The 18,526-nt window shown below is 59.0% G+C and carries 19 protein-coding genes and 4 pseudogenes; 13 read left to right on the top strand and 10 right to left on the bottom strand.

Annotation, left to right across the window (positions count from 1 at the left end):
• Window positions 1–39 precede the first annotated feature (39 nt).
• On the top strand, window positions 40–1,218 hold the full coding sequence (locus C454_RS11650) for an ABC transporter substrate-binding protein (protein WP_049905128.1): 1,179 nt from the start codon (window positions 40–42) through the stop codon (window positions 1,216–1,218).
• Window positions 1,219–1,241: 23 nt separating this feature from the next.
• Here the strand turns inward: C454_RS11650 and C454_RS11645 are convergent, their stop codons facing one another.
• Both C454_RS11645 and C454_RS11640 read right to left on the bottom strand, forming a co-directional pair.
• Window positions 1,242–1,676 carry a hypothetical protein gene (locus C454_RS11645; RefSeq protein ID WP_004975813.1) on the bottom strand — a complete coding sequence of 145 codons (435 nt, stop codon included), beginning with the start codon at window positions 1,674–1,676 and terminating at the stop codon, window positions 1,242–1,244.
• Between the two features lie 425 nt (window positions 1,677–2,101).
• A pseudogene (locus C454_RS11640) lies at window positions 2,102–3,544 on the bottom strand (RNA-guided endonuclease InsQ/TnpB family protein).
• A 143-nt stretch (window positions 3,545–3,687) separates the two neighbouring features.
• Here C454_RS11640 and C454_RS11635 point away from each other — a divergent pair.
• Both C454_RS11635 and C454_RS11630 read left to right on the top strand, forming a co-directional pair.
• Window positions 3,688–4,851, top strand: a pseudogene (locus tag C454_RS11635) (hemolysin family protein); the annotation flags it as partial.
• Window positions 4,852–4,919: 68 nt separating this feature from the next.
• Window positions 4,920–5,438 carry a DUF21 domain-containing protein gene (locus tag C454_RS11630; RefSeq protein WP_004975803.1) on the top strand — a complete coding sequence of 173 codons (519 nt, stop codon included), beginning with the start codon at window positions 4,920–4,922 and terminating at the stop codon, window positions 5,436–5,438.
• Between the two features lie 78 nt (window positions 5,439–5,516).
• On the opposite strand, the pseudogene C454_RS21190 reads toward C454_RS11630, so the two are convergent.
• A pseudogene (locus C454_RS21190) lies at window positions 5,517–5,732 on the bottom strand (hypothetical protein); the annotation flags it as partial.
• Window positions 5,733–5,856: 124 nt separating this feature from the next.
• On the opposite strand from C454_RS21190, the gene C454_RS11620 reads away from it, so the two are divergent.
• Window positions 5,857–7,068, top strand: coding sequence for an RNA-guided endonuclease InsQ/TnpB family protein (locus C454_RS11620; protein WP_004975800.1), 1,212 nt, complete (start codon window positions 5,857–5,859; stop codon window positions 7,066–7,068).
• A gap of 43 nt (window positions 7,069–7,111) precedes the next feature.
• Here C454_RS11620 and C454_RS21015 read toward each other — a convergent pair.
• Both C454_RS21015 and C454_RS11615 read right to left on the bottom strand, forming a co-directional pair.
• Window positions 7,112–7,351 (bottom strand): annotated as a pseudogene (locus C454_RS21015) (hypothetical protein); the annotation flags it as partial.
• Between the two features lie 3 nt (window positions 7,352–7,354).
• Entirely contained in the window at window positions 7,355–7,939 is a 585-nt protein-coding gene (locus tag C454_RS11615) for a DUF7342 family protein (protein WP_049905126.1), read from the bottom strand.
• 130 nt (window positions 7,940–8,069) lie between these two features.
• Here C454_RS11615 and C454_RS20950 point away from each other — a divergent pair, with 130 nt between their 5' ends.
• Window positions 8,070–8,213, top strand: a complete 144-nt coding sequence (locus tag C454_RS20950) for a hypothetical protein (protein ID WP_158547624.1) — start codon at window positions 8,070–8,072, stop codon at window positions 8,211–8,213.
• Between the two features lie 351 nt (window positions 8,214–8,564).
• On the opposite strand, the gene C454_RS20545 is transcribed toward C454_RS20950, so the two are convergent.
• Both C454_RS20545 and C454_RS11610 read right to left on the bottom strand, forming a co-directional pair.
• Window positions 8,565–8,738 (bottom strand): hypothetical protein, encoded by a 174-nt coding sequence (locus C454_RS20545; protein WP_158546583.1) that lies wholly within the window; start codon window positions 8,736–8,738, stop codon window positions 8,565–8,567.
• Between the two features lie 39 nt (window positions 8,739–8,777).
• Window positions 8,778–9,200, bottom strand: a complete 423-nt coding sequence (locus C454_RS11610) for an ester cyclase (RefSeq protein WP_004975797.1) — start codon at window positions 9,198–9,200, stop codon at window positions 8,778–8,780.
• A gap of 260 nt (window positions 9,201–9,460) precedes the next feature.
• Between C454_RS11610 and C454_RS20750 the strand changes: the two genes are divergently transcribed.
• Window positions 9,461–9,637, top strand: coding sequence for a hypothetical protein (locus C454_RS20750; RefSeq protein WP_004975795.1), 177 nt, complete (start codon window positions 9,461–9,463; stop codon window positions 9,635–9,637).
• A gap of 308 nt (window positions 9,638–9,945) precedes the next feature.
• Here C454_RS20750 and C454_RS11600 read toward each other — a convergent pair whose 3' ends face one another.
• Entirely contained in the window at window positions 9,946–10,605 is a 660-nt protein-coding gene (locus tag C454_RS11600; protein WP_004975792.1) for a helix-turn-helix domain-containing protein, read from the bottom strand.
• Between the two features lie 102 nt (window positions 10,606–10,707).
• On the opposite strand from C454_RS11600, the gene C454_RS21365 reads away from it, so the two are divergent.
• Window positions 10,708–11,067, top strand: a complete 360-nt coding sequence (locus C454_RS21365; RefSeq protein WP_455428726.1) for a DUF7344 domain-containing protein — start codon at window positions 10,708–10,710, stop codon at window positions 11,065–11,067.
• A 33-nt stretch (window positions 11,068–11,100) separates the two neighbouring features.
• On the opposite strand, the gene C454_RS11590 is transcribed toward C454_RS21365, so the two are convergent.
• Window positions 11,101–11,289 carry a hypothetical protein gene (locus C454_RS11590; RefSeq protein WP_004975784.1) on the bottom strand — a complete coding sequence of 63 codons (189 nt, stop codon included), beginning with the start codon at window positions 11,287–11,289 and terminating at the stop codon, window positions 11,101–11,103.
• A 319-nt stretch (window positions 11,290–11,608) separates the two neighbouring features.
• Here C454_RS11590 and C454_RS11585 point away from each other — a divergent pair, with 319 nt between their 5' ends.
• The 5 genes from C454_RS11585 (at window position 11,609) to C454_RS11565 (ending at window position 15,479) form a co-directional block, all read left to right on the top strand.
• On the top strand, window positions 11,609–12,199 hold the full coding sequence (locus tag C454_RS11585) for a helix-turn-helix domain-containing protein (protein WP_004975782.1): 591 nt from the start codon (window positions 11,609–11,611) through the stop codon (window positions 12,197–12,199).
• A 47-nt stretch (window positions 12,200–12,246) separates the two neighbouring features.
• The gene (locus C454_RS11580; protein WP_004975781.1) at window positions 12,247–13,086 is read left to right on the top strand and encodes a DUF4870 domain-containing protein; all 840 of its coding nucleotides are present in this window, start codon (window positions 12,247–12,249) and stop codon (window positions 13,084–13,086) included.
• A gap of 777 nt (window positions 13,087–13,863) precedes the next feature.
• Window positions 13,864–14,094, top strand: coding sequence for an AbrB/MazE/SpoVT family DNA-binding domain-containing protein (locus tag C454_RS11575; RefSeq protein ID WP_004975780.1), 231 nt, complete (start codon window positions 13,864–13,866; stop codon window positions 14,092–14,094).
• Window positions 14,095–14,469: a type II toxin-antitoxin system VapC family toxin gene (locus C454_RS11570; RefSeq protein WP_004975778.1), complete on the top strand. Its 375-nt coding sequence runs from the start codon at window positions 14,095–14,097 to the stop codon at window positions 14,467–14,469.
• A 317-nt stretch (window positions 14,470–14,786) separates the two neighbouring features.
• The gene (locus C454_RS11565; protein WP_004975776.1) at window positions 14,787–15,479 is read left to right on the top strand and encodes an SOUL family heme-binding protein; all 693 of its coding nucleotides are present in this window, start codon (window positions 14,787–14,789) and stop codon (window positions 15,477–15,479) included.
• 101 nt (window positions 15,480–15,580) lie between these two features.
• Here the strand turns inward: C454_RS11565 and C454_RS11560 are convergent, their stop codons facing one another.
• On the bottom strand, window positions 15,581–17,359 hold the full coding sequence (locus C454_RS11560) for a choice-of-anchor I family protein (RefSeq protein WP_239639934.1): 1,779 nt from the start codon (window positions 17,357–17,359) through the stop codon (window positions 15,581–15,583).
• Window positions 17,360–18,376: 1,017 nt separating this feature from the next.
• On the opposite strand from C454_RS11560, the gene C454_RS20540 reads away from it, so the two are divergent.
• Window positions 18,377–18,517 carry a hypothetical protein gene (locus C454_RS20540; RefSeq protein ID WP_158547620.1) on the top strand — a complete coding sequence of 47 codons (141 nt, stop codon included), beginning with the start codon at window positions 18,377–18,379 and terminating at the stop codon, window positions 18,515–18,517.
• Window positions 18,518–18,526: the final 9 nt, after the last annotated feature.

Here is an 18,526-nt window from a genome sequence, read left to right as displayed (position 1 = left end):
ACCGAAGTTGTTATCTATCTTTAGGCAGGCCTAAAATGCATGTCAGACACACACGATGCACTGACGCGGCGCGACTACTTGACGTACGGGAGCGCTGCAGTGACGGCCGCACTCGCCGGCTGTAGCGGACAGGCGTCCGAGGCGACGACCACACAGACGCAACCCGACACGACGACGACTTCGACGCCCGACGACGAGCGCTACACCGCCACCCTCGCGCCGGCCGGTCGTGTGTCGTTCACCGACCCCCCGGAGAACGTGTTCACGGTCCTTCTCCACCACGCCGACATGGTGGTCGCACTCGGCCACGGCGAGACGCTCAACGGGATGTACAACCCCGAGGGGTTCGGCCAGATATACGACCTGCTTCTCGAGCGACTCCCCGGCGTCTCGGTCGATTGGTCCGTGCTGGCGGACACCTGGAATCCCGACAAGGAGGTGCTCTACGAACTCGACAGCGACCTCCACCTCGAAGACCCCGCGCTCATGGCGACGATGGAGGCGTGGGACTCCGACGACGTCGAGGAGGTTCGGACGGCAATCGCGCCGTGGTTCGGGAACTCGCTGAGCCGCAACCACAGCGAACCGCCGGCAGCGTGGGTCGACCAGTACCAGTACTACACGCTCTGGGAGATTTTCGAGCAGGTCGCGACGGTGTTCCACGCACAGGACCAGTACGAGGCGCTGGCAGACATCCGCCGCGACCTCCTGAACACGATTGCGGCTGGCCTCGAAGAGACCGACCAGCGACCGTCGGTCGCACGGTTCCTGTGGCGGGGCGGCATCTGGGTGTATCCGCTCAACGGCCCCGGGACGGTCCGAGCTCACACGCGTGTGTTCGACGCCGAAGACGCGCTCGCCGACGTCCCGAGCGGGACGCAAATCGACATGGAAGCGCTCGTCGAAGCCGACCCGGACGTCATCCTCGTCGACGGCGGACTCGGACCGAACTGGGAGGCGACCAAACAGGAGCTGTACGACGAACCGACTGCGCAGGGCCTCTCAGCGGTCGCAAACGACCGCGTGTTCCCGATTGGAGTTCGCTACGGCGGTCCGCTGATGAACCTGTTCCAACTCGAGATGATCGCCAAGCAACTGTACCCTGAGCAGTTCGGCGCGTGGCCGACCTACGAGGGTGGCCCGTATCCCGACATTGCGGACGCACAACAGCTGTTCGACCGCCAGCGCGTGGCCGACAGCATCAACGGAAACGTCTAGGACTGTCGTCGAACGGCGGGGTACTAGACTGCCTCGTCGCGATACTGAGGTGGGAACGTCATACGCCGACTCAGTACTGCAACGACTCCGATCAGGATGAACAGAAAACCACTGACAATCAAGAGATACAGCCCCGGTTCGACTACATATCGCTCTACTGCAGAGTAGCTCTGGAACACACTACCGAACACAATGAGTATCAGTCCGCCAGCACCGATGAGAATGCCATCCGGTCGCCAGTTCCGGTAGTGCCCCAACACGACGGCCACAACGACGGCCACAACAAGGATGGTAACAAGGAGGTCGATGTCAGAAAAGCCGGCATCCAAGCCCACCATGTATTCGTCCGTGATGCCGGCTGGCTGCTTTCGCACCCATGGAAGCCACGCTCCGACGACGCCCAATACTGCAGCCATAATCGTCGCAACAATATACGCAAATTTCTGCTTGGCCACCATATGTCAGACAGATATCTGCTTGGGTAACTGTTTTCTCTGTACTGAACGAGTCAATTTGGTCACGTAGAGCGACGGAGCGACGACCGATTCGCGCCTCTATTCAGCACAGCCGCAACAAAGAACAGCGGCTGGGGATTCCAACAGCGCCGGAACACAGCATTCCTGGGCGACTTCTGTGGCCACCACCTTCGTGACAGCCCCGGCTGTTGAGTGCACATCCACGTCCTACAAGTGCCACGACATCGGTAACTGAGTATGGTGGATTTGTTCTCTCTCGGCGGATTACTTCTCGCGTTCTTTCTCGTCATCATGAACGGCGTTTTCGTGGCTGCGGAGTTCGCGTTCGTCAAAGTTCGGCCCACGCAGTTGACATCCTCCCCGCGCTGAAGCGCGAGGATTCCCGACCGCAGTTGGGATATTGTGGTTTACGACGTTACCTGTTCTTGAGGTGCGAACGCACCAGTTTCCTTGTCAAACAAGAACGTCGAAGGCTGTGCCAACCAGCCGTTACTCCTATCCTCGGAAGGACTCGGAGATACTTTCTGTCGAATGTTCTCAGCACCGTTTACATCCGCGTTCGCCACCACACCGCAGTCATCACACACGTACAACCCACGCTCAACACGGTTTGATTTACGGTTACGACCACAGCACGAACACGACTTCGACGTATCTCGCTCAGACACTCGTTCGACCGTGATGCCCTCCATCTCGGACTTGTATTCAACGAGGTCGATGAAGCGGTCAAACGCCCACGAGTGCAGGTCAAGGTTGCCGTGCTTACCCCAGTTCTTCGACTCACCGTTCCCCTCACCTTCTCGGATGCCAGAAAGGTCGCCCACCACAATCGTTCCAGCTTCTTCGTCCACACATCGCTGGACGATGTGTTTGGAGAGTGTATGGAAGTAGTGGGTGCGGCGAGCCGACTTCTTCTGATTCAACCGTGTCGCTTGGTCGGAGTCTGAATCGTCACACCGAGCGAGTCGTTTGCTGAAGTAGTAGTCGTCCTGCTTTAAGCAGTTCAGTGGATACAGTTCGCTGTGGCCGTCTTCGTAGGCGAGTGCGGCGAAGTTGTTGATGCCGAGGTCAACACCCACGGTCTTCTCACCGGGGGCTTCAGCAACCTCTATTTCGACCTTGCACACGAAGTGTAGCTCCCACTCGTCACCTGTCCAGACGGCCCGAACTTGTTGAACGCTCTCTACAGTGGAGAGGTCAACGTCAGGTCTTGTCTTGTATTCACAGAGGATGAAGTCCGACCAATACTCTTTGAGATTCGAGCCTTTGGAGAGTCGGACTCGGTTGTACTGGGTGTCGAGTTTGAAACCGGCGGCTTTGAACGTCACCGTGCTTCGGGGGNCTCTTTGAGATTCGAGCCTTTGGAGAGTCGGACTCGGTTGTACTGGGTGTCGAGTTTGAAACCGGCGGCTTTGAACGTCACCGTGCTTCGGGGGTGTTCGTCGCCGTGTTTGCGGTACTTCGGTGGGTTCGCTTTCGTGTCTCCGTTGCGTCGTTTGCCGTACCAGCCGGTGAACGCTTCAGCGAGTTCTTGCAGGACTCGCTGACTTGACTGCGAATGGAGGTCACCGTAGCGTTCGTGCGACTTCAGGTACGAGGTGAGTTCGTTGTGACCGGGGATGTGGCCTATCTCCGACCACACGCGGTCGCAGACCCACCGTCCGACGTTCCAGAGCTTCGAGGCTGCGAACCCGAGCGAATCGAGGTCGTCAGACACCTGTTGCTGGTTCCTGATGGAAGCNGTTCCAGAGCTTCGAGGCTGCGAACCCGAGCGAATCGAGGTCGTCAGACACCTGTTGCTGGTTCCTGATGGAAGCAGTGTAGGTGCGGGTGACGACCTGTTTCGCCATACGTAACCTATGTCGAGAATATTACTTGAAGGTATGGATTACGCAGCGTGGAATATCCATCCGAGTGTTTGAACGGTGGTCTGTGGAGGATTATGCCGGATTCATCCCCGCCCTAAAGGGCGGGGCTTTCTCCTTGACTCTCCGTACAGGACGTCATCCAGAACCTAGACGACTATCTGGCGGTCAGTCAACTCGGGATCACGCTCTCCTCGCTCGGTCTCGGCTGGATCGGCGAACCGGCAGTGGCAGCGCTCATCGAACCCGTCCTCGGGCGGGTGCTTCCCGCGGGGTCGGTCCATCTCGTCGCGTTCGTTCTCGGATTCGGGTTCATCACGTTCCTCCACGTGGTATTCGGCGAGCTCGCGCCGAAGACGTTCGCGATTCAAGAGGCCCCGCGTATCGCGCTCCTCGTCGCCCCGCTCATGAAGTTCTTCTACTACGTGTTCGTGCCCGGCATCATCGTCTTCAACGGGACTGCCAACTACTTCACCCGCCTCGCTGGCGTCTCACCGGCATCCGAAAGCGAGGAATCCCATACCGAAGAGGAAATTCGGATGATCCTCACGCGGTCCGAAGAGACGGGCCACATCGACGTCGACGAGGTCGAAATGATCGAGAGCGTCTTCGAACTCGGCGACACGATCGCTCGCGAGATCATGATTCCGCGTCCGGACGTCGAGACCATCCCCGCCTCGATGTCGTTTCCGGACCTCCGGTCAGTTGTCGCGACGGGAACCTACACCCGCTATCTCGTGCTCGACGAGGATGGCGACCAGCCGCTCGGGTTCGTCCACGCGAAAGACATCCTGCGAGTGAGTGAAACCGAAACGGAGTTAGATGAATCCATGACTGCGCGAGACCTTGCCCGGCCAGTCCTCACCATCCCGGAAACGCGACGGATCGACACGATTCTCGCCGACTTTCAGACGCGTGGGGAAGGCCAGATGGCCGTCGTCGTCGACGAATGGGGCGTCTTCGAGGGGATTGTGACCATCGAGGATATCCTCGAAGAGATCGTAGGCGACATCCAAGACGAGTTCGATACCGCTGCGCAGGAACCGTCTATCGAGAAGCGAGACGACGGCGCGTACGTCGTCGACGGAGGGGTCCCGATTCAGGACGTGAACGACCGACTCGACACCCGATTCGAGAGCGACGACGTCGAGACGATCGGTGGACTGGTCTTCAGTCGCCTCGGCAGGGTTCCTGTCGTTGGCGATCAGATCGATATGGACGGGTACATCATTCAAGTGGAGGCTGTCGATGAAACTCGAATCGAACGACTGGTAATCCAACTAAGGGAGTAGCGTGGAGTCCCCTCCCAAGGAACGACCAACCACCGATATTCATACGCCCACCACCGTACGAGTGTTGTATGAATACATACTCGATTTTGGGACCGTCGCTCGTCGCAGTCGTGATTTTGTTGTTGCTGAGTGCGTTCTTTTCCAGCAGCGAGTCAGCGATCTTTTCGCTCCCGGATGACTGGCTGCAGACCGCTCCCGAAGACAGCACAAAAGACAGCCGCACACTCCAACAGCTCCGTGAGAACCCACATCGACTGCTCGTCACGCTGCTGGTTGGCAACAACCTCGTCAACATCGCCATCACCAGCATCGTCACGCTGCTGGTTGCACGGTTCATTCCTCCGGGTTTCACCGTCGTAATCGCAACACTCTCGGTGAGTGTGCTCATCCTCGTTTTCGGGGAAATCGTGCCGAAATCCTATGGCCTCGGCCACGCCGAGTCGTGGAGTCTCCGTGTCGCTCGCCCAATCTCGTACGTCGAACGTGCACTGGGGCCGCTCGTTGCGGTGTTCGATATCATCACGCGATGGCTGACGACACTCATCGGGGGCGACCAACAGATCGAGAAACCATATCTCGATGAGTGACATGCGTGCCGACATGGGCACACGCGTTCTTTGACCCCCTCCCACGCCTAAAGACGCGGGTATGCGCTTGATTCTGTATCACTGTTGGTATGTTGGGAGCACGGTCTCAAGCAACTCTTCGATGATTTCCCAGAGGATCAATGATGGAGTCTCGTGCTCGAATGAGACTCCCCACCGATCTTCGCTGTCAGTCGTCGTGTACTGAAAGTGTGCCAAGCCGAGGTCTGGGTGGTCTTCGTCTTGATGCCACCCTGCGTGAAAGCCCGTATTGGAATCACTGTAGTTCACAGAAAAGTCAAGGCGGATGCCCCGAGGCTTGACCTCGGGGAGGAAGCCGACAACTCGGTACACAAACCACGCTACGAAGGCAGGCTGACTCCCAGCTATTAAATAACCACTGGGAAATATGTGAAACACAGTGGAATACCGTCGAACCGCCGTCATCAAACTCGACACTCCCGAAGGGGCCGACCCACTCCTCCGCGAGACAGTCGAGCAGTTCAAACACTGCGCCAACACCGCAAGCGAATGGTGCTGGCACGGCGACGACGGATACCACGTCACATCCAAAGCCAAAGCCGAACAAGCCCTCTACGACCAACTCCGCGACGAAACCAACCTCACCGCCAACCTCGTCCAGAAAGGGATTCGACGAGCGGTCGAATCCGTCAAAAGCGGAGTCGAACGCCTCAAACGTGGAGAGAATACGTCACAACCCTACTTCTCAGCGAACAGCGCGGTGTACGACAAACGCAGTGCGACGTTCCACCGCGACCACGTATCCCTCTCCACCGTAGACGGCAGAATCGAGTGCGACTACATCCTCCCCGACGACTCGGAGAAACCGCCGACAAAGTACATCTCCGACGAGGACTTCGAGTTTCGGATGGCACACTTGCAGTACCGAGACGGCGACTGGTACTTGCACGCTTCCATGCGGAATGTCGAAGCAGACGACGAACCTGAATCCGATTCCAAGCACAGAACAGTCCTTGGTGTGGATTTGGGCGTCAACAACATCGTCGTCGCTTCGACAGGACGGTTCTGGTCGGCTGACGAGTTCAACCACTGGCGAAACGAGTACGAGAAACGCCGTGGGTCGCTCCAACAGTGTGACTCGCGTTACGCTCACGAGAACATCGAATCAGTGGGTCGTAAAGAGACTGGACGTTTCGAGATATACTTGCACACGGTGGCGAACGAACTCATCACGGAGGCCGTCGAACACGACTGCTCACACATCGTGTTCGAGGACTTGACGCACATTCGGGAGAACATCCCGAAGGCGACGTGGCAACACGTCTGGGCGTTCCGACGCCTCTACGAGTACGTCGAATACAAAGTAGAGGAGTACGACGTGGAAGTCGTACAGGTTGACCCTCGGAACACGTCTAAGCGGTGTTCGACGTGTGGGTTTACCCACGGCGACAATCGGTCTGGTGAATCGTTCTGTTGTCAGAAGTGTGGATACGAGAACCACGCAGACTACAACGCTTCAAAGAACATCGGGTTGCAGTATCTCCGTCGTCGGCAAAACGCAAACGACGGAGGCGCACCCGTAGATGTGCGCTTGAATCGCGGGATGCTGAACGTGAACGGCGAATATTCGCCTACTGCTCTCAGCAGTTAGAACGGGAGTCCACGCGAAAGCCTCGGGGCTTGACCCCGAGGCAATTTACGCGAAACCAATCGTGTGGGGTCTGGCGGTACCAAGTGACAATTAGTTCCGGTGATTCAGGTCCAGTGGGAGGGCGGATTCGGGTGTGGTCGAACGTCGCTCGGAGCTTCTTTGCTTCGATATCGTCCGGGACGTACTCGACCGCAGTAATGTGGGGGACTCGGTCAAGAACATCTCGCTTGAGTTGTGCATACAAATTTGCGTTCGGATCACCACCCGGATGTGGGACAGACATCGATTAGTTTCCGACCTCTGCGTGCTGTGTCTCGGGGGCTAAGAAGTCCCACTCACGAATCGCGAAGCCGAGGACTTGGATGCGCCGTTGGAGGTGTTCCCATTCACGTGCAATCTCTCGTCGCCGGGATTCCTCTTCTGGGCTGAGGTCATCTTCCGCGAGCGTTGCACGGAGATGGTTTGGTGATTCGATAGCAAACTCGTCTTTCCAATCTCGGATCTGTGCTTTGAACTCGGCGAGGCGGTCGGTCAGTTCTTTGACGGAGTGGCTGCTATCACGAAGCCGCATTGCTTCCTGCATCGCTTGCCTGCGATAGTCTGGGTGATATGTGGTGTGGGTGCCACTTTCATCACGACGGAGTACGCCGTCCTCGACGAGTCGTTCGAGGACGCGCTTTGTGGGGCCGTGTGACCATTCGGCTTCGGAGGCAATCCAGTTGGCTGTCTGTGGCTTGGACAGTTGGCGAGCGACCATCCGAACACGGTCTTCCCCTGTAGTGTGGCGTTCCATTATCCCCCTCTCAGAGTTCTCTTCATCTTCGGACATACGTTGTTCTACGAGCCATGTATTAATATAGGTTGAGGCCATTCAATTTATATCGAATCAATGGCACGGCAAGGGCGCAGTCATCCAGATCAGCTGTAGACCGATAATCGCGCTTCTGAGTATGATACGTTGAGTTGCCATTCTCTCTTGACATCCCCCCGGTTCCACCGTCGTGATTGCGACACTCTCGGTGAGTGTTCTCATCCTCGTCTGTGCACTGGGGCCGCTCGTTGCGGTGTTCGATATCATCACGCGATGGCTGACGACACTCATCGGAGGCGACCAACAGATCGAGAAACCATATCTCGACGAGTGATCGACCACGCCCCCGAAAGGCGTGGCAGTCAGCAGAGACTCGCTGTCTCCTCGCCAAGGACGGGAGGCGAATACGCGCGGTTCAGGAAACCACAGCGTACATCAACATCTCCTATAAAAATGCCGACATGCCTAGCGACACGAGCACACGCGTTCCAGAACTACTGATCTCGATTGGGGGGCTGGCGTTGGTCATTCAATCGGTCGTGTTCGAAGGCACCTTCGGACTGGTGGCGAACCCGGGCGTTTCTGGAGGCCTTCGAGACGTCCTGAGCGGAGGGCTGTTGCTGGTGGCAACTGTCTGCCTATTTGGTGGTGTGTATCTCCGCCGCACGAATCGCTGAGCGGAACCTCAACCGGTCGAATCGTACACAGACAGATATAGTATCACAACGAGGGCGATGAGTCCGAGTCCGAGGTATCCAGATTGTGGCACCAACTGCCCGTAGGCGAACACGCCGATGACGATCAGGACGAGCAGGAAAAACTCGATCAACAGGAGGTGTTTGCGGAGGGCCGAATCCATCGAGACAATCTCCCGCCAGAAATATTGTAAAAATGACGTTTACTCCTCGAGGAAGCCGAGTTGCTCGGCAATCTCTCGAGGGTCGTAGTACATCCGTTCTTCCTGTATCTTTCCGTCCGTGAGGACGAACGCCGACATGCCCGTGTGCTCGAACGTGCGTCCGGTCGGGGGCATGCCATTGAACACGCCGTCGTGCGTCCCGGTTGCGGTCCACTCGGTCATGACGATCTCGGCGTCTTCGAGGAGCGCCGTGGGAGTGATTGTGAAGTCGGGGAACGCGGTCCGAAGTTCGCGGACGTATGCCTCGAGGGCGTCCGGCCCGTGTACTTCACCGCCGGGAGCGCTTGGCTCGTAGGCGACGAACGACTCGGAGACGGCGTCTGTGTTCGAAGTCTCACCGTTCCAGAGCGCGAGGTAGGCACTCATGGGCTGTTCGTGTCTGGTCGAGACGGTTTGGGTCATCGGTCAAAACACCCTCACTAGAGAGAGGTGCCAAACCAGCATATACATGTCAATAACTCTCATGAGACGAGAACCAGGCATTCCCTGGATGTCGTCGTCAACTCGCGACGTTCGTTCGACACAATCTGACGATATGTCAGAATGTATGATTCACATGAGAGCGACTCACCCGTCTCATACACGCTCGTTGAGTCGCCCGTTCCACGACGTGACGACTTGGACTCCACACCTAACAGGGAATGGGTCCCAAAACGAATCACATGGACCGGACGGACTTCTTCCTCGGCTTGATCGTCGTGCTGTTGGCCGCACAGGTATACGAGACCGGAGATGGTCACACACCGATATTCATTGTGCTCCCCGTGATGGCGATTCTGTATCTGGGACCGGTGTACCTCGTTGGGGCAGTTCTCATCGAGAACGTCGTCGACAGCTGATCGACAGACAACGCACAACGGCGGCGAAGACGCGAGACGCCACGGAAACGGCGCACAACACTCAGCAACTGTGTGTCGTCGAAAACACCATCGACACGCTGACACAGCGACTTTAGGCGCGGGAGGAGGTCAAGGCGATTCTGTATCTGGGACCGGTCTACCCCTCAAGTGGGACAACCACGAATGGTTGGAGCCATCACACTCTCATCGTCCCAACGAGGAGCATACGAACCCGCAAGTTGCCTCTGTGGGTCGGTGAGCGATACCACCAACGCGAGGAAACTCCGCCGTGAACGGCGGGGAGGATGTCATCCCTGTGCAGCCGCCGACTCGTTGACCACCGTCTGCTGGACGAGTTGCTTTACGCCTCTTCGAAACCGTTCGGAGGCGGAACTGTCTGAGATATCAAGCTGGTCTCCCAGGTCGGCCAGCGAGCACGTCCGAGGAATCTCCAGATACCCACACTCGGATGCGACAACCAACAGCTCTCGTTGGGCGTCCGTCAGCGACACGCTGAGTCCGTCCTGGTCGGTCTCCTCGTAGAGTCGCTTGACGGAGACGGTGATATCGTGATCAGCACAGAACTGCATGATGTGTCTGAACGCGTCTCGACTCGGAAAGCGGGCGTGACACCGCCACCCGCTGTTCGTCCCGACCGCTCGCTGGAGGACGCCCCCGACCGAGATGAACTCGGGCATGAGATTCGTCTCGTCTCCGGCCGAGGTGAAGTCCACCCGGTAGAACCGACGGTCGCCCGTGTCGTCCAAGACGGTTGGATTCGTAACTGAGCGGTCGTCAGCCAGCGCCGCCTCGACCGCCGCGAAGTCGTCGCTCCGCACCGAAAAAAGCATCTGCGTCCGATCGTCTGGCCCCCGATACGTCTCTTCCCACTCGACTTCGATGTCGGGAATCTCCCGTAACGGCGTGAGCAAAATCGGATGGTCGATCGTGAATTCTGCTATGAGCATTGGTAGCATCCCTCACTAGATAGATGAACGAGACCAGCGCCTATAAACACCCGGGAGGTTCAGGTAGGAGACTGATTGTCCGGTCGCGAGAACTGCCGGTAGATGTCCACTTTCGACGTGCCGTCGTCGCAGCAGGAACCTGATCGAATCGGAGAACTTTGCGACGTCATCGCAAAACAGCGTCGTCGTCACGTCCTGTACTTTCTCCGTGACGCGGACGAAGCGACTGTGAGTGTGGAACGACTCGTCCAGCATCTCGTCGGGCGAGAACGAGAGCGAGAGCGAGCGGACGACGACGATAACGCACGAGTCGAACAGCGTCTGTACCACGTTTCGCTGCCGAAACTCGTCAACGCGGGCGTTATCGAACACGACCGACGGAGTGGCTGTGTCCGGTATCGGCCATCCCCACAGCTCGAACAACTACTGGAGCAGGTTTCGGAACTCGAAGAACGCAGCTAGTGGCACTCCAACACACCCGAGAACGCCGCCACCTCACTCGTTGGACTGCCGACGGAGTTCGTTGATCAACGTCGGGAGGACGATACCCACACCGAACAGCGCGACGAGTTCCACAAGCCAGTTCCCCAGATACTGCTGTGCTAGGTACCAGGCGGTGAGCCCGAGGAACATGAACACGAGCGTCGTTTTCGTCTCGGCACTCAGGAGTCGGTCACGAGTCATACTGGGTGGTTCCGGGTAGCGCTCCGATGTAAAGTCGACCCAAGGTCCTTCCCGTGAGGACTACGACGCCTCAGGAGTCGCGTCGTCCACGTCGGAGTCCGCATCGACACTAGAGAGCGCGTGATGTTCTTCGACAACGACAGACACAGAGTCGAGTGAACGACGGTACCGATTGCCACAGTTAGTATCGAAGTATCGGTGTCCACCCGGAACACCGTTCTCACAGCGATTTCGGGCCGTTTCACGGCCGTGAAACGGCGGTTCGCGGGGTCGAAAAATCCGTCTCGATTTAATAATCCCCGTCGACAACGGTGGAACCGTGTCCACGCTCCCGTCATGGATCGATGAACGAATCGATCGGAACCTCGACAACACGCTCACACAAGAGCACGTCGTTGAGACGATGATCGAGTCCGATCGACCGTTCTTCTCTCTCCGGCAACTGCACGCGCGAATCAAACCCGAAGTGAGCAGGGCAACAGTTCGAAATCGGTTACAGGAGTTACAGGCAATCGACGTCGTGGCCACAGAGACGTATCCCGACTCGATCACCCTGTACTACATTAACCATCCAGAGTCGGACTGGCCCCTCTCGCCCGAGGGAAAACGCGCGCTAAACGCAGATACCCCGCTTGACCGGCTCTCCACGCGAGGATTCCTCACGCTATCGGACACGGCAGGAATCCGCACGCTCGTACTCGCCGGGCTTCAGTTGAGTTTAGTGCTGTTCGCTCTCGGCGGTGTTCTCACGATTGTCGGCGCTGATGTACGCAGCACGCAGAGCGATATCGTGCTGTGGGACACCGCAGTTGATCTGCTCGTGACCAGCCTGGCGTTGCTCGTCGTCGAGCGACTCGTTCGCTGGGTTCGCGACCGCTACGGCCCGCTGAACCTCCTCTCATCGACATAGCACCACCCAACAGCACCTCATCACCCACCACAACCCTCCACAGCCCAATGACATCGACATCCACGCCCGCCGCACCCGGTCCCGAACTGCTCAACGAACGATCGATCGGCGGCATTCTCGTCCACCTGCTGTCGATCCCAACCGGCGTCGTCGGCGCCGGACTGGTGTATCTTGTCGCGACCAACGAGTTCACGAAACGAAACGCCCGCAACGCTCTCGACTGGCATTTCACCGTGCTGGCACTGACAGTGCTGACGTTCGGTTCCGTATTCGTCTACGCCGAACTCACCGAACAGGGCATCACCAACGTCGTTACGCTTTCCGCACCCATCGCCGCTGGGGTCGGTCTCGTCATCTCGGCGTTGCTCCTCGTCTGGATGATCGTCACGACCTGTACGTTCTTGTTCGGATTCATCGCAACCGGCAAGGCAGTATTCGGGGACGCGTGGCGATATCCGCTGACGCCGGCGCTCGTCGAACGGTTCGGCTCACAGGTCGAAGTCCCCGGCGGATGGCCAGGTGTTATCGTCGGCTACGTGGTCATCGCGCCGCTCGTCATCGGAACTGTATTTCTCGGACCACACGAGGGAGCGGCCGTCCTCGCAACTGTGTTCGGCATGTTCGGCCTTATCATGGTACTCGTTCCGCTGACCGGCGTTGCGATGTATCTTCACGTGAAACGCACGAGCGCCGCAGGTACGAACTGGAAGCCGCATCTCGTCGCGTACATTGGAGCGCCCGTTCTCGTCGTTGTCCTCGCATACGCTCTCTCGGGGACGTTCACCGACTCAATCAACCCCGGGGGCGACGCGATGTATGTCTTCCTCGCAGCGTTCTGGGTTGCCTCACTGACGTACGTGTTGCGGTGGAGAACGACGTTGCGCTGATAGAGAATGCGAACAGTTCGCGCAACTCAGCCCTGAATTTCGAGTGCTGGCACCAACGACATCCGAAAACTGAGTCACCACGATGGCGAAGGCGGAACGGTGAATGGCCTCGGGGTCAAGCCCCGAGGCACTCGGCCTGCTCCGCCTGTTGAGAAGACACGGAACAATGTCTTCGGGAATCGGGCCGCAAATGCGAGTCGCGACTCGCGTGCCACGCCAAGCGGTACTCACGGAACCACCCCACCCCACGACTTCATCTGTTCTTGCGAGGTCCACAGGCCGCCTTGACGACTGACTGAAGCCGGTGGCAAGTCGGGCCGCGGTGCGAACACGAGGGCGGTGACAAAGAGGTCGTTTCGTGTGTTTCGAATCGCATCACACTGAGTACACACGCTTACGCGGTGGTTTCTGGATGGCTAGTTCTAGCTACGAAAGCAAACGAAACACACGAACTCCGGTTTCATATATAAGTGGCCCCGTCGCGTGAAACTGCATTCGAGATGTGAGTCCCCCCACGACTTCATCTGTTGTTTGGAGATACAGAACGTCCTCCCTCTCCCCACGACTTCATCTGTTCTGAGTTTCAAGCCCTAACACGCCTGAAATCGGCTCTTCAGTCTCGATAGGAAGAAACGGCTCTATTGAAATCTCCTGGGCCTGACAGGATGTGCGTGCTGCAGACAGTGGGTGAGTTCTGCAAGCGAGATTGAGTTGATTGAGTGGGCATTTAGACAGATTCGGGGAAATTACTTGTACCTACCCACACAATATGAGCGTATGTCCGAAGCAACGCTGGACGGTCGTGGACGCCTGACGCTCCCGAAAGAGATTCGAGAGCGGTATGGCGAACACTACCACATCGTCCAGCTTCACGACGGTATCAAGTTGATTCCAGTCGAGGATGACCCGCTCGATGCCCTCCGTTCTGAGTTCGCAGACGTCGAGAAGACGGCGGACGAACTCCGGCAGGAAGCACGGAACGCAGCATTAGACGAGGCTGGACGCTGAATGTACGCGGAGACAGACTTCCTTTTAGCACTCATCAAGGACGAAGACTGGCTTGGTGACGCCGCAGAGACGGTATACCGCGACCACCAGGACGAACTGTGGACGTCTCAGTTCACACTCATCGAACTCCTCATGGTTGCGTATCGTGAACAACGAGATACAGAGCGAGTCGTCACAAATGCCGCTGCTCTGTTGGAAGTCCGTGGTGACGTGGACACCGTTGTCACAGCTGCGACCTACGTCGAAGACCACGGGTTCACACCGTTCGACGCGCTTCACCTCGTCGAATCAGATGGTGATACCATCGTTTCGAGCGATGAGACGTACGAATCGTTTGCTCCACGGCTCGACCTGAAGACAGTCCAAGACGAGTGAGACGATGGCTGACGAAGCGACGACAGCCACGGGCTGGATCTCGTACGTTAGCGCTCGCTCGAACGCATGCGACCCCGACGCTGTCAGTCACGTGGACTCGTGGGTAGCAGCCAAAGCTCCTGAAACGACGGATACTGAGCGTCTAGCGGCCGCGAGTGGAACGATACATTCGAACCGGTATCCCATCCGCGACACCACCCACCCCCACGACTTCATCTGTTATCGCCCTGCTCGACCGTGTTCACAGCCGAAGTCGACGCGAGCGGAACGCAGAGTCACACAAGTCGGCTTTTGCAGTCACGTCGCCTACACGAGACATGGATTGGAAGACGAAAGCGAAACTGGGAGTCGGCATCATCGGTGTGGGGCTGGCCGCCGCGACGGCCTGGACGGCCCTCGACCGCGTGAAAAACCGCGGGACTGAACGGGTCCCGTACAAGACGGTCGAGCAAATCGATGGCGTCGAACTCCGGCGATACCCGGAGACGATTCGCGTCCGGACCACCGCGTCCAACGGCCGAGAGGCGTTTTTCCGCCTGTTCAACTACATCGACGGCGCGAACGAAGGCGGTACGTCCGTCTCGATGACCGCCCCCGTCGAAACGGGTACGGACACGAGCGCCGCCGGCGATGGGGCCACCAAGACGGGCGAGTCGATCTCGATGACCGCTCCTGTCGAGACAACCCGGGCAGACGACGCGACGATGTCGTTTTTCCTCCCTGCAACGTACACGCCGGAGACCGCACCGGAGCCAACCAACGACGACGTAGAACTCGTCGTCGACCCGCCGCGGACGCTGGCCGTCCGCCGCTTTTCGTGGTGGGCTCCGCGCATCCGTGTCTCGCTGAACGAACGCACCCTCCGGAAGACGCTGGCGCACGCCGGCATCGAACCGACGGGTGAGCCTCGCCTCTTGCGCTACGACGCACCCTTCACGCCGCCGTGGCTCCGGACGAACGAAGTGGTCGTCGAGGTGGACACGGCGAGCGTTCGGCGGGCGCTGCGGTGAGCACACGAGATGGTCTGTGAGCGGACGTTTCGTGTGCTCAGATGGCCCACCGGCGTGAATACCGGGGCGACTGTCAGCGACCCAGGGTCGACGCCGTTAACTTACGACCGCCGTCCGTTCCCACGGCCGTTCCCACGCGAGCCGACACTACACGACCCCACAGCAACGTCATCGCTCTCGTCGCTCGTCACGCGGAGTATCGCCGTCGTCCCGCTGATTTCGTGGCCGACGAAGACGAGCGGGTCGTCAATCGGGCTTTCTTCGGCGGTCGCGAAGTCCAGTCCCTCCGGGCCGAGGTCGCCGGCAGCGCCAGCGGGGGCGTCACCGTCTTCGATGGCCGCCTCGATGTCGACCGAGAAGTCCCGGTTGTTGACGTACTCGACGAACGTGGCACACTCGGGGTCGGTGATGTCGTAGACCATGACGCCGCCGATGCGTTCGAGACCGATGAACGCGTAGTACCGGTCGCCGACCTGCCCGATTGTGAGCCCCTCGGGCTCGGGGCCTTTGTTGTCGCTGCGGCCGTCAGGGTCGTGTTCGTTGTTGTCGTTGTTGAACTGGTCGCCGAACCGCTCGGCGGTGATGTCTTCGAAGTCGCTTCCGCTGTCGAACACCCGTTTGCCGTTCGTCGTGAAGATGCTGAACGACCGGCCACCGAAGACGTACAGTTCCTCGTAGCGCCCGTCGCCGTCGACGTCGCCGAGCGTCGTCGTCACGCCTTTGGCCCCGAGGTGCTCGGGCTGCTGGAGTTCCTCGACGCTGTCGATGCCTTCGATCTCGTCGAAGTCGAACGCCTCGGGGTCGAGTCGGAGGTCCGAAACCTCCGCCTCCTCGCTGAACGAGTCGTAATCGCGGCTGTCACCCTCGTTGGCGGTCACGAGGTAGGTGTTGCCGTCGGGGTTGTACGCGCCGATCGCGTCCGGCTGGAGGATCCCGTTGATCGGCCAGTTCCGGATGTTGACCCCGCCGTCCTCGTTGCTCGCGTCGAGTTCGTTCCCGGCCAGACTGTAGTCCTTGAACCCCAGCGGCAGGAGATTCTTGATTTTCGCCGCGTCGATGTCGAGCTCCGCGATCGCGTTGTTCTCCTGCAGCGAGACCCACGCCGTCTTCGAGTCGTCGCTCACGGTCACGTACTCGGGCTCGAAGTCCTGCGACGCGCTCGCGTTCGGCCCGAAGATACGGATGCCCTGCTTTCGGAGCTGGTCTTCCTTTCCGTCGAAGGCGGTGAAGTCGGCGGTGCTGACCGTGGGTGCAGCCGCGCCGTCAGAGAGATCCACGATGCTGACGGAACCGCGGGGGTCGTACGCGTAGTTGTCCGTCGGCTCGCCTTCGTTCGCGACGAGCACCCGCGTCCCGTCCGGGGTGAAGGTGACCTTGTCCGGCAGCGGACCGACCGGCGCGGTCCCCAGGCGTTCGAGCGTCGCGGGGTCGTAGAGCCCGACCTGCCCGGGGTCCTGGGCAATCTCTGCTTCGAGCGCGACAGCGACGACGTCGGCGGACGTCGCGACGCTGTTCGCGGAGCTCACGCCGTCGAGCTCGCTCGCGGCGTCGATCGCTCCAACCTTCTCGGGGGCAGTCGGCTCCGAGACGTCCAGCACGTCGACGCCACCGAGATCAGCGTTGATCACGAACAGCCGCTGTGTGGGGGCGTGGTAGGCGATAATTTCGGCCCCACCCTCGTCGAAGAGCCCCGATTCGTACCGGCCGATCTGTTCCAGTGTGATGGTCTCGGTCCCCGAAAGCCCGCCCGAATCGGAGCCACTCGCCGCCTGGTCGTGACCCGCGACAGCCGTGCCTGCGAGAAGTCCGAGGACGGTTCCGCCCGTGAGACCCAAGACAGCTCGACGCCCGATATCGCTCGTCTGTTGTGATCGTTCCACAGTCGACAGCCCCCGTCGGACAGGTTAAGCACTTATAATATCTAACACGATTGCTATGTAGTGAACTGTTGACGACGAGTGTGCTGTTTACCGATGCCAAACCTACGAGACGACTCTGTTGAACTGATTCAATGTGTACAGTACGGGGGCCGCTCTTTCCACGTGTTCTCAGATGCTGTTGGAAACGCACATTCTCAGCAAGCCTTGCCACAGCCCGACGCATCCGATTCGTGTGGAGAATCTAACACGACTATGAACCGAAAGCGGACACGCCCAACGACCAGTCGTCCACGGCCGAGCCGACGCCACCGACCCGACCGCTTCGATACACCCCTGGCGAAAATCGCGGTCGATTCTACACCCCTGGCAGCGTGGGTGAACCGGGACAGACGCGCTACACCCCCGACATTCAGGGGTGTACATGGACGCCGATTCTCCGCAAGGGTGTACTCGATTCGCGTCGATTCCTGACGCGTTCGGGGTGCCATCGACGCCGGCTGTGTGGCACTCGTCGACCTACCCGATTCCGGCCTGCAGCGCCTCACACCCGCTCAGAGACGCGTTTGCCGTCCACTGTCCTCCCGTGCAAATGCCGTCTCGACGGCCGATTGTCGTCGCTCAGGCAGGGTCGAAAATCGTCGATTTCTCGGTACACACGCTCGAAAGTGGGGTGTACCGCCCGATTTCGCGAGCGGGAATCGGGACCAAATTGGCGTCTACACGCGGCCGCGACATGCGTCGACGACAGGCCACACATACTCGTCTGTCGCCGTCTGCACGCTCGTTTCGGGCCGTTCGACCTGAAATGGGGGTTCGTCGATAGGGCCCGAATCTGGCTACGATTGCCGGCCGAATTGGAGTCGACGCGACGACGGCCACAGAGGACACGTTGTTGCGGGAGAATGTACGGGTGTGAACCGCCTCGGGGTCAAGCCCCGAGGCACTCGCCTTGTTTATCAGTAGACCCATCCCAACCACGGGAGTGGGTTTTTCCGACTCGGACTGCAGACGGGAAACATGGTTCCCGCCCAGTCGATACTCAAGGGACTCATCGGCCTGCTGTGTTTGTTGTTCCTGGTCGCCGGCCCGATCCTCCTGTACATCCTGGTCCGGAGCGAGGGACTGCTCGGAGATCCACCCGGCCGGGGACTACAGTAGTGCCCTCGA

Source organism: Haloferax gibbonsii ATCC 33959, assembly GCF_000336775.1.
Taxonomy (GTDB): Archaea; Halobacteriota; Halobacteria; order Halobacteriales; family Haloferacaceae; genus Haloferax; species Haloferax gibbonsii.
This window is presented reverse-complemented; position numbering and strand designations above follow the sequence as displayed.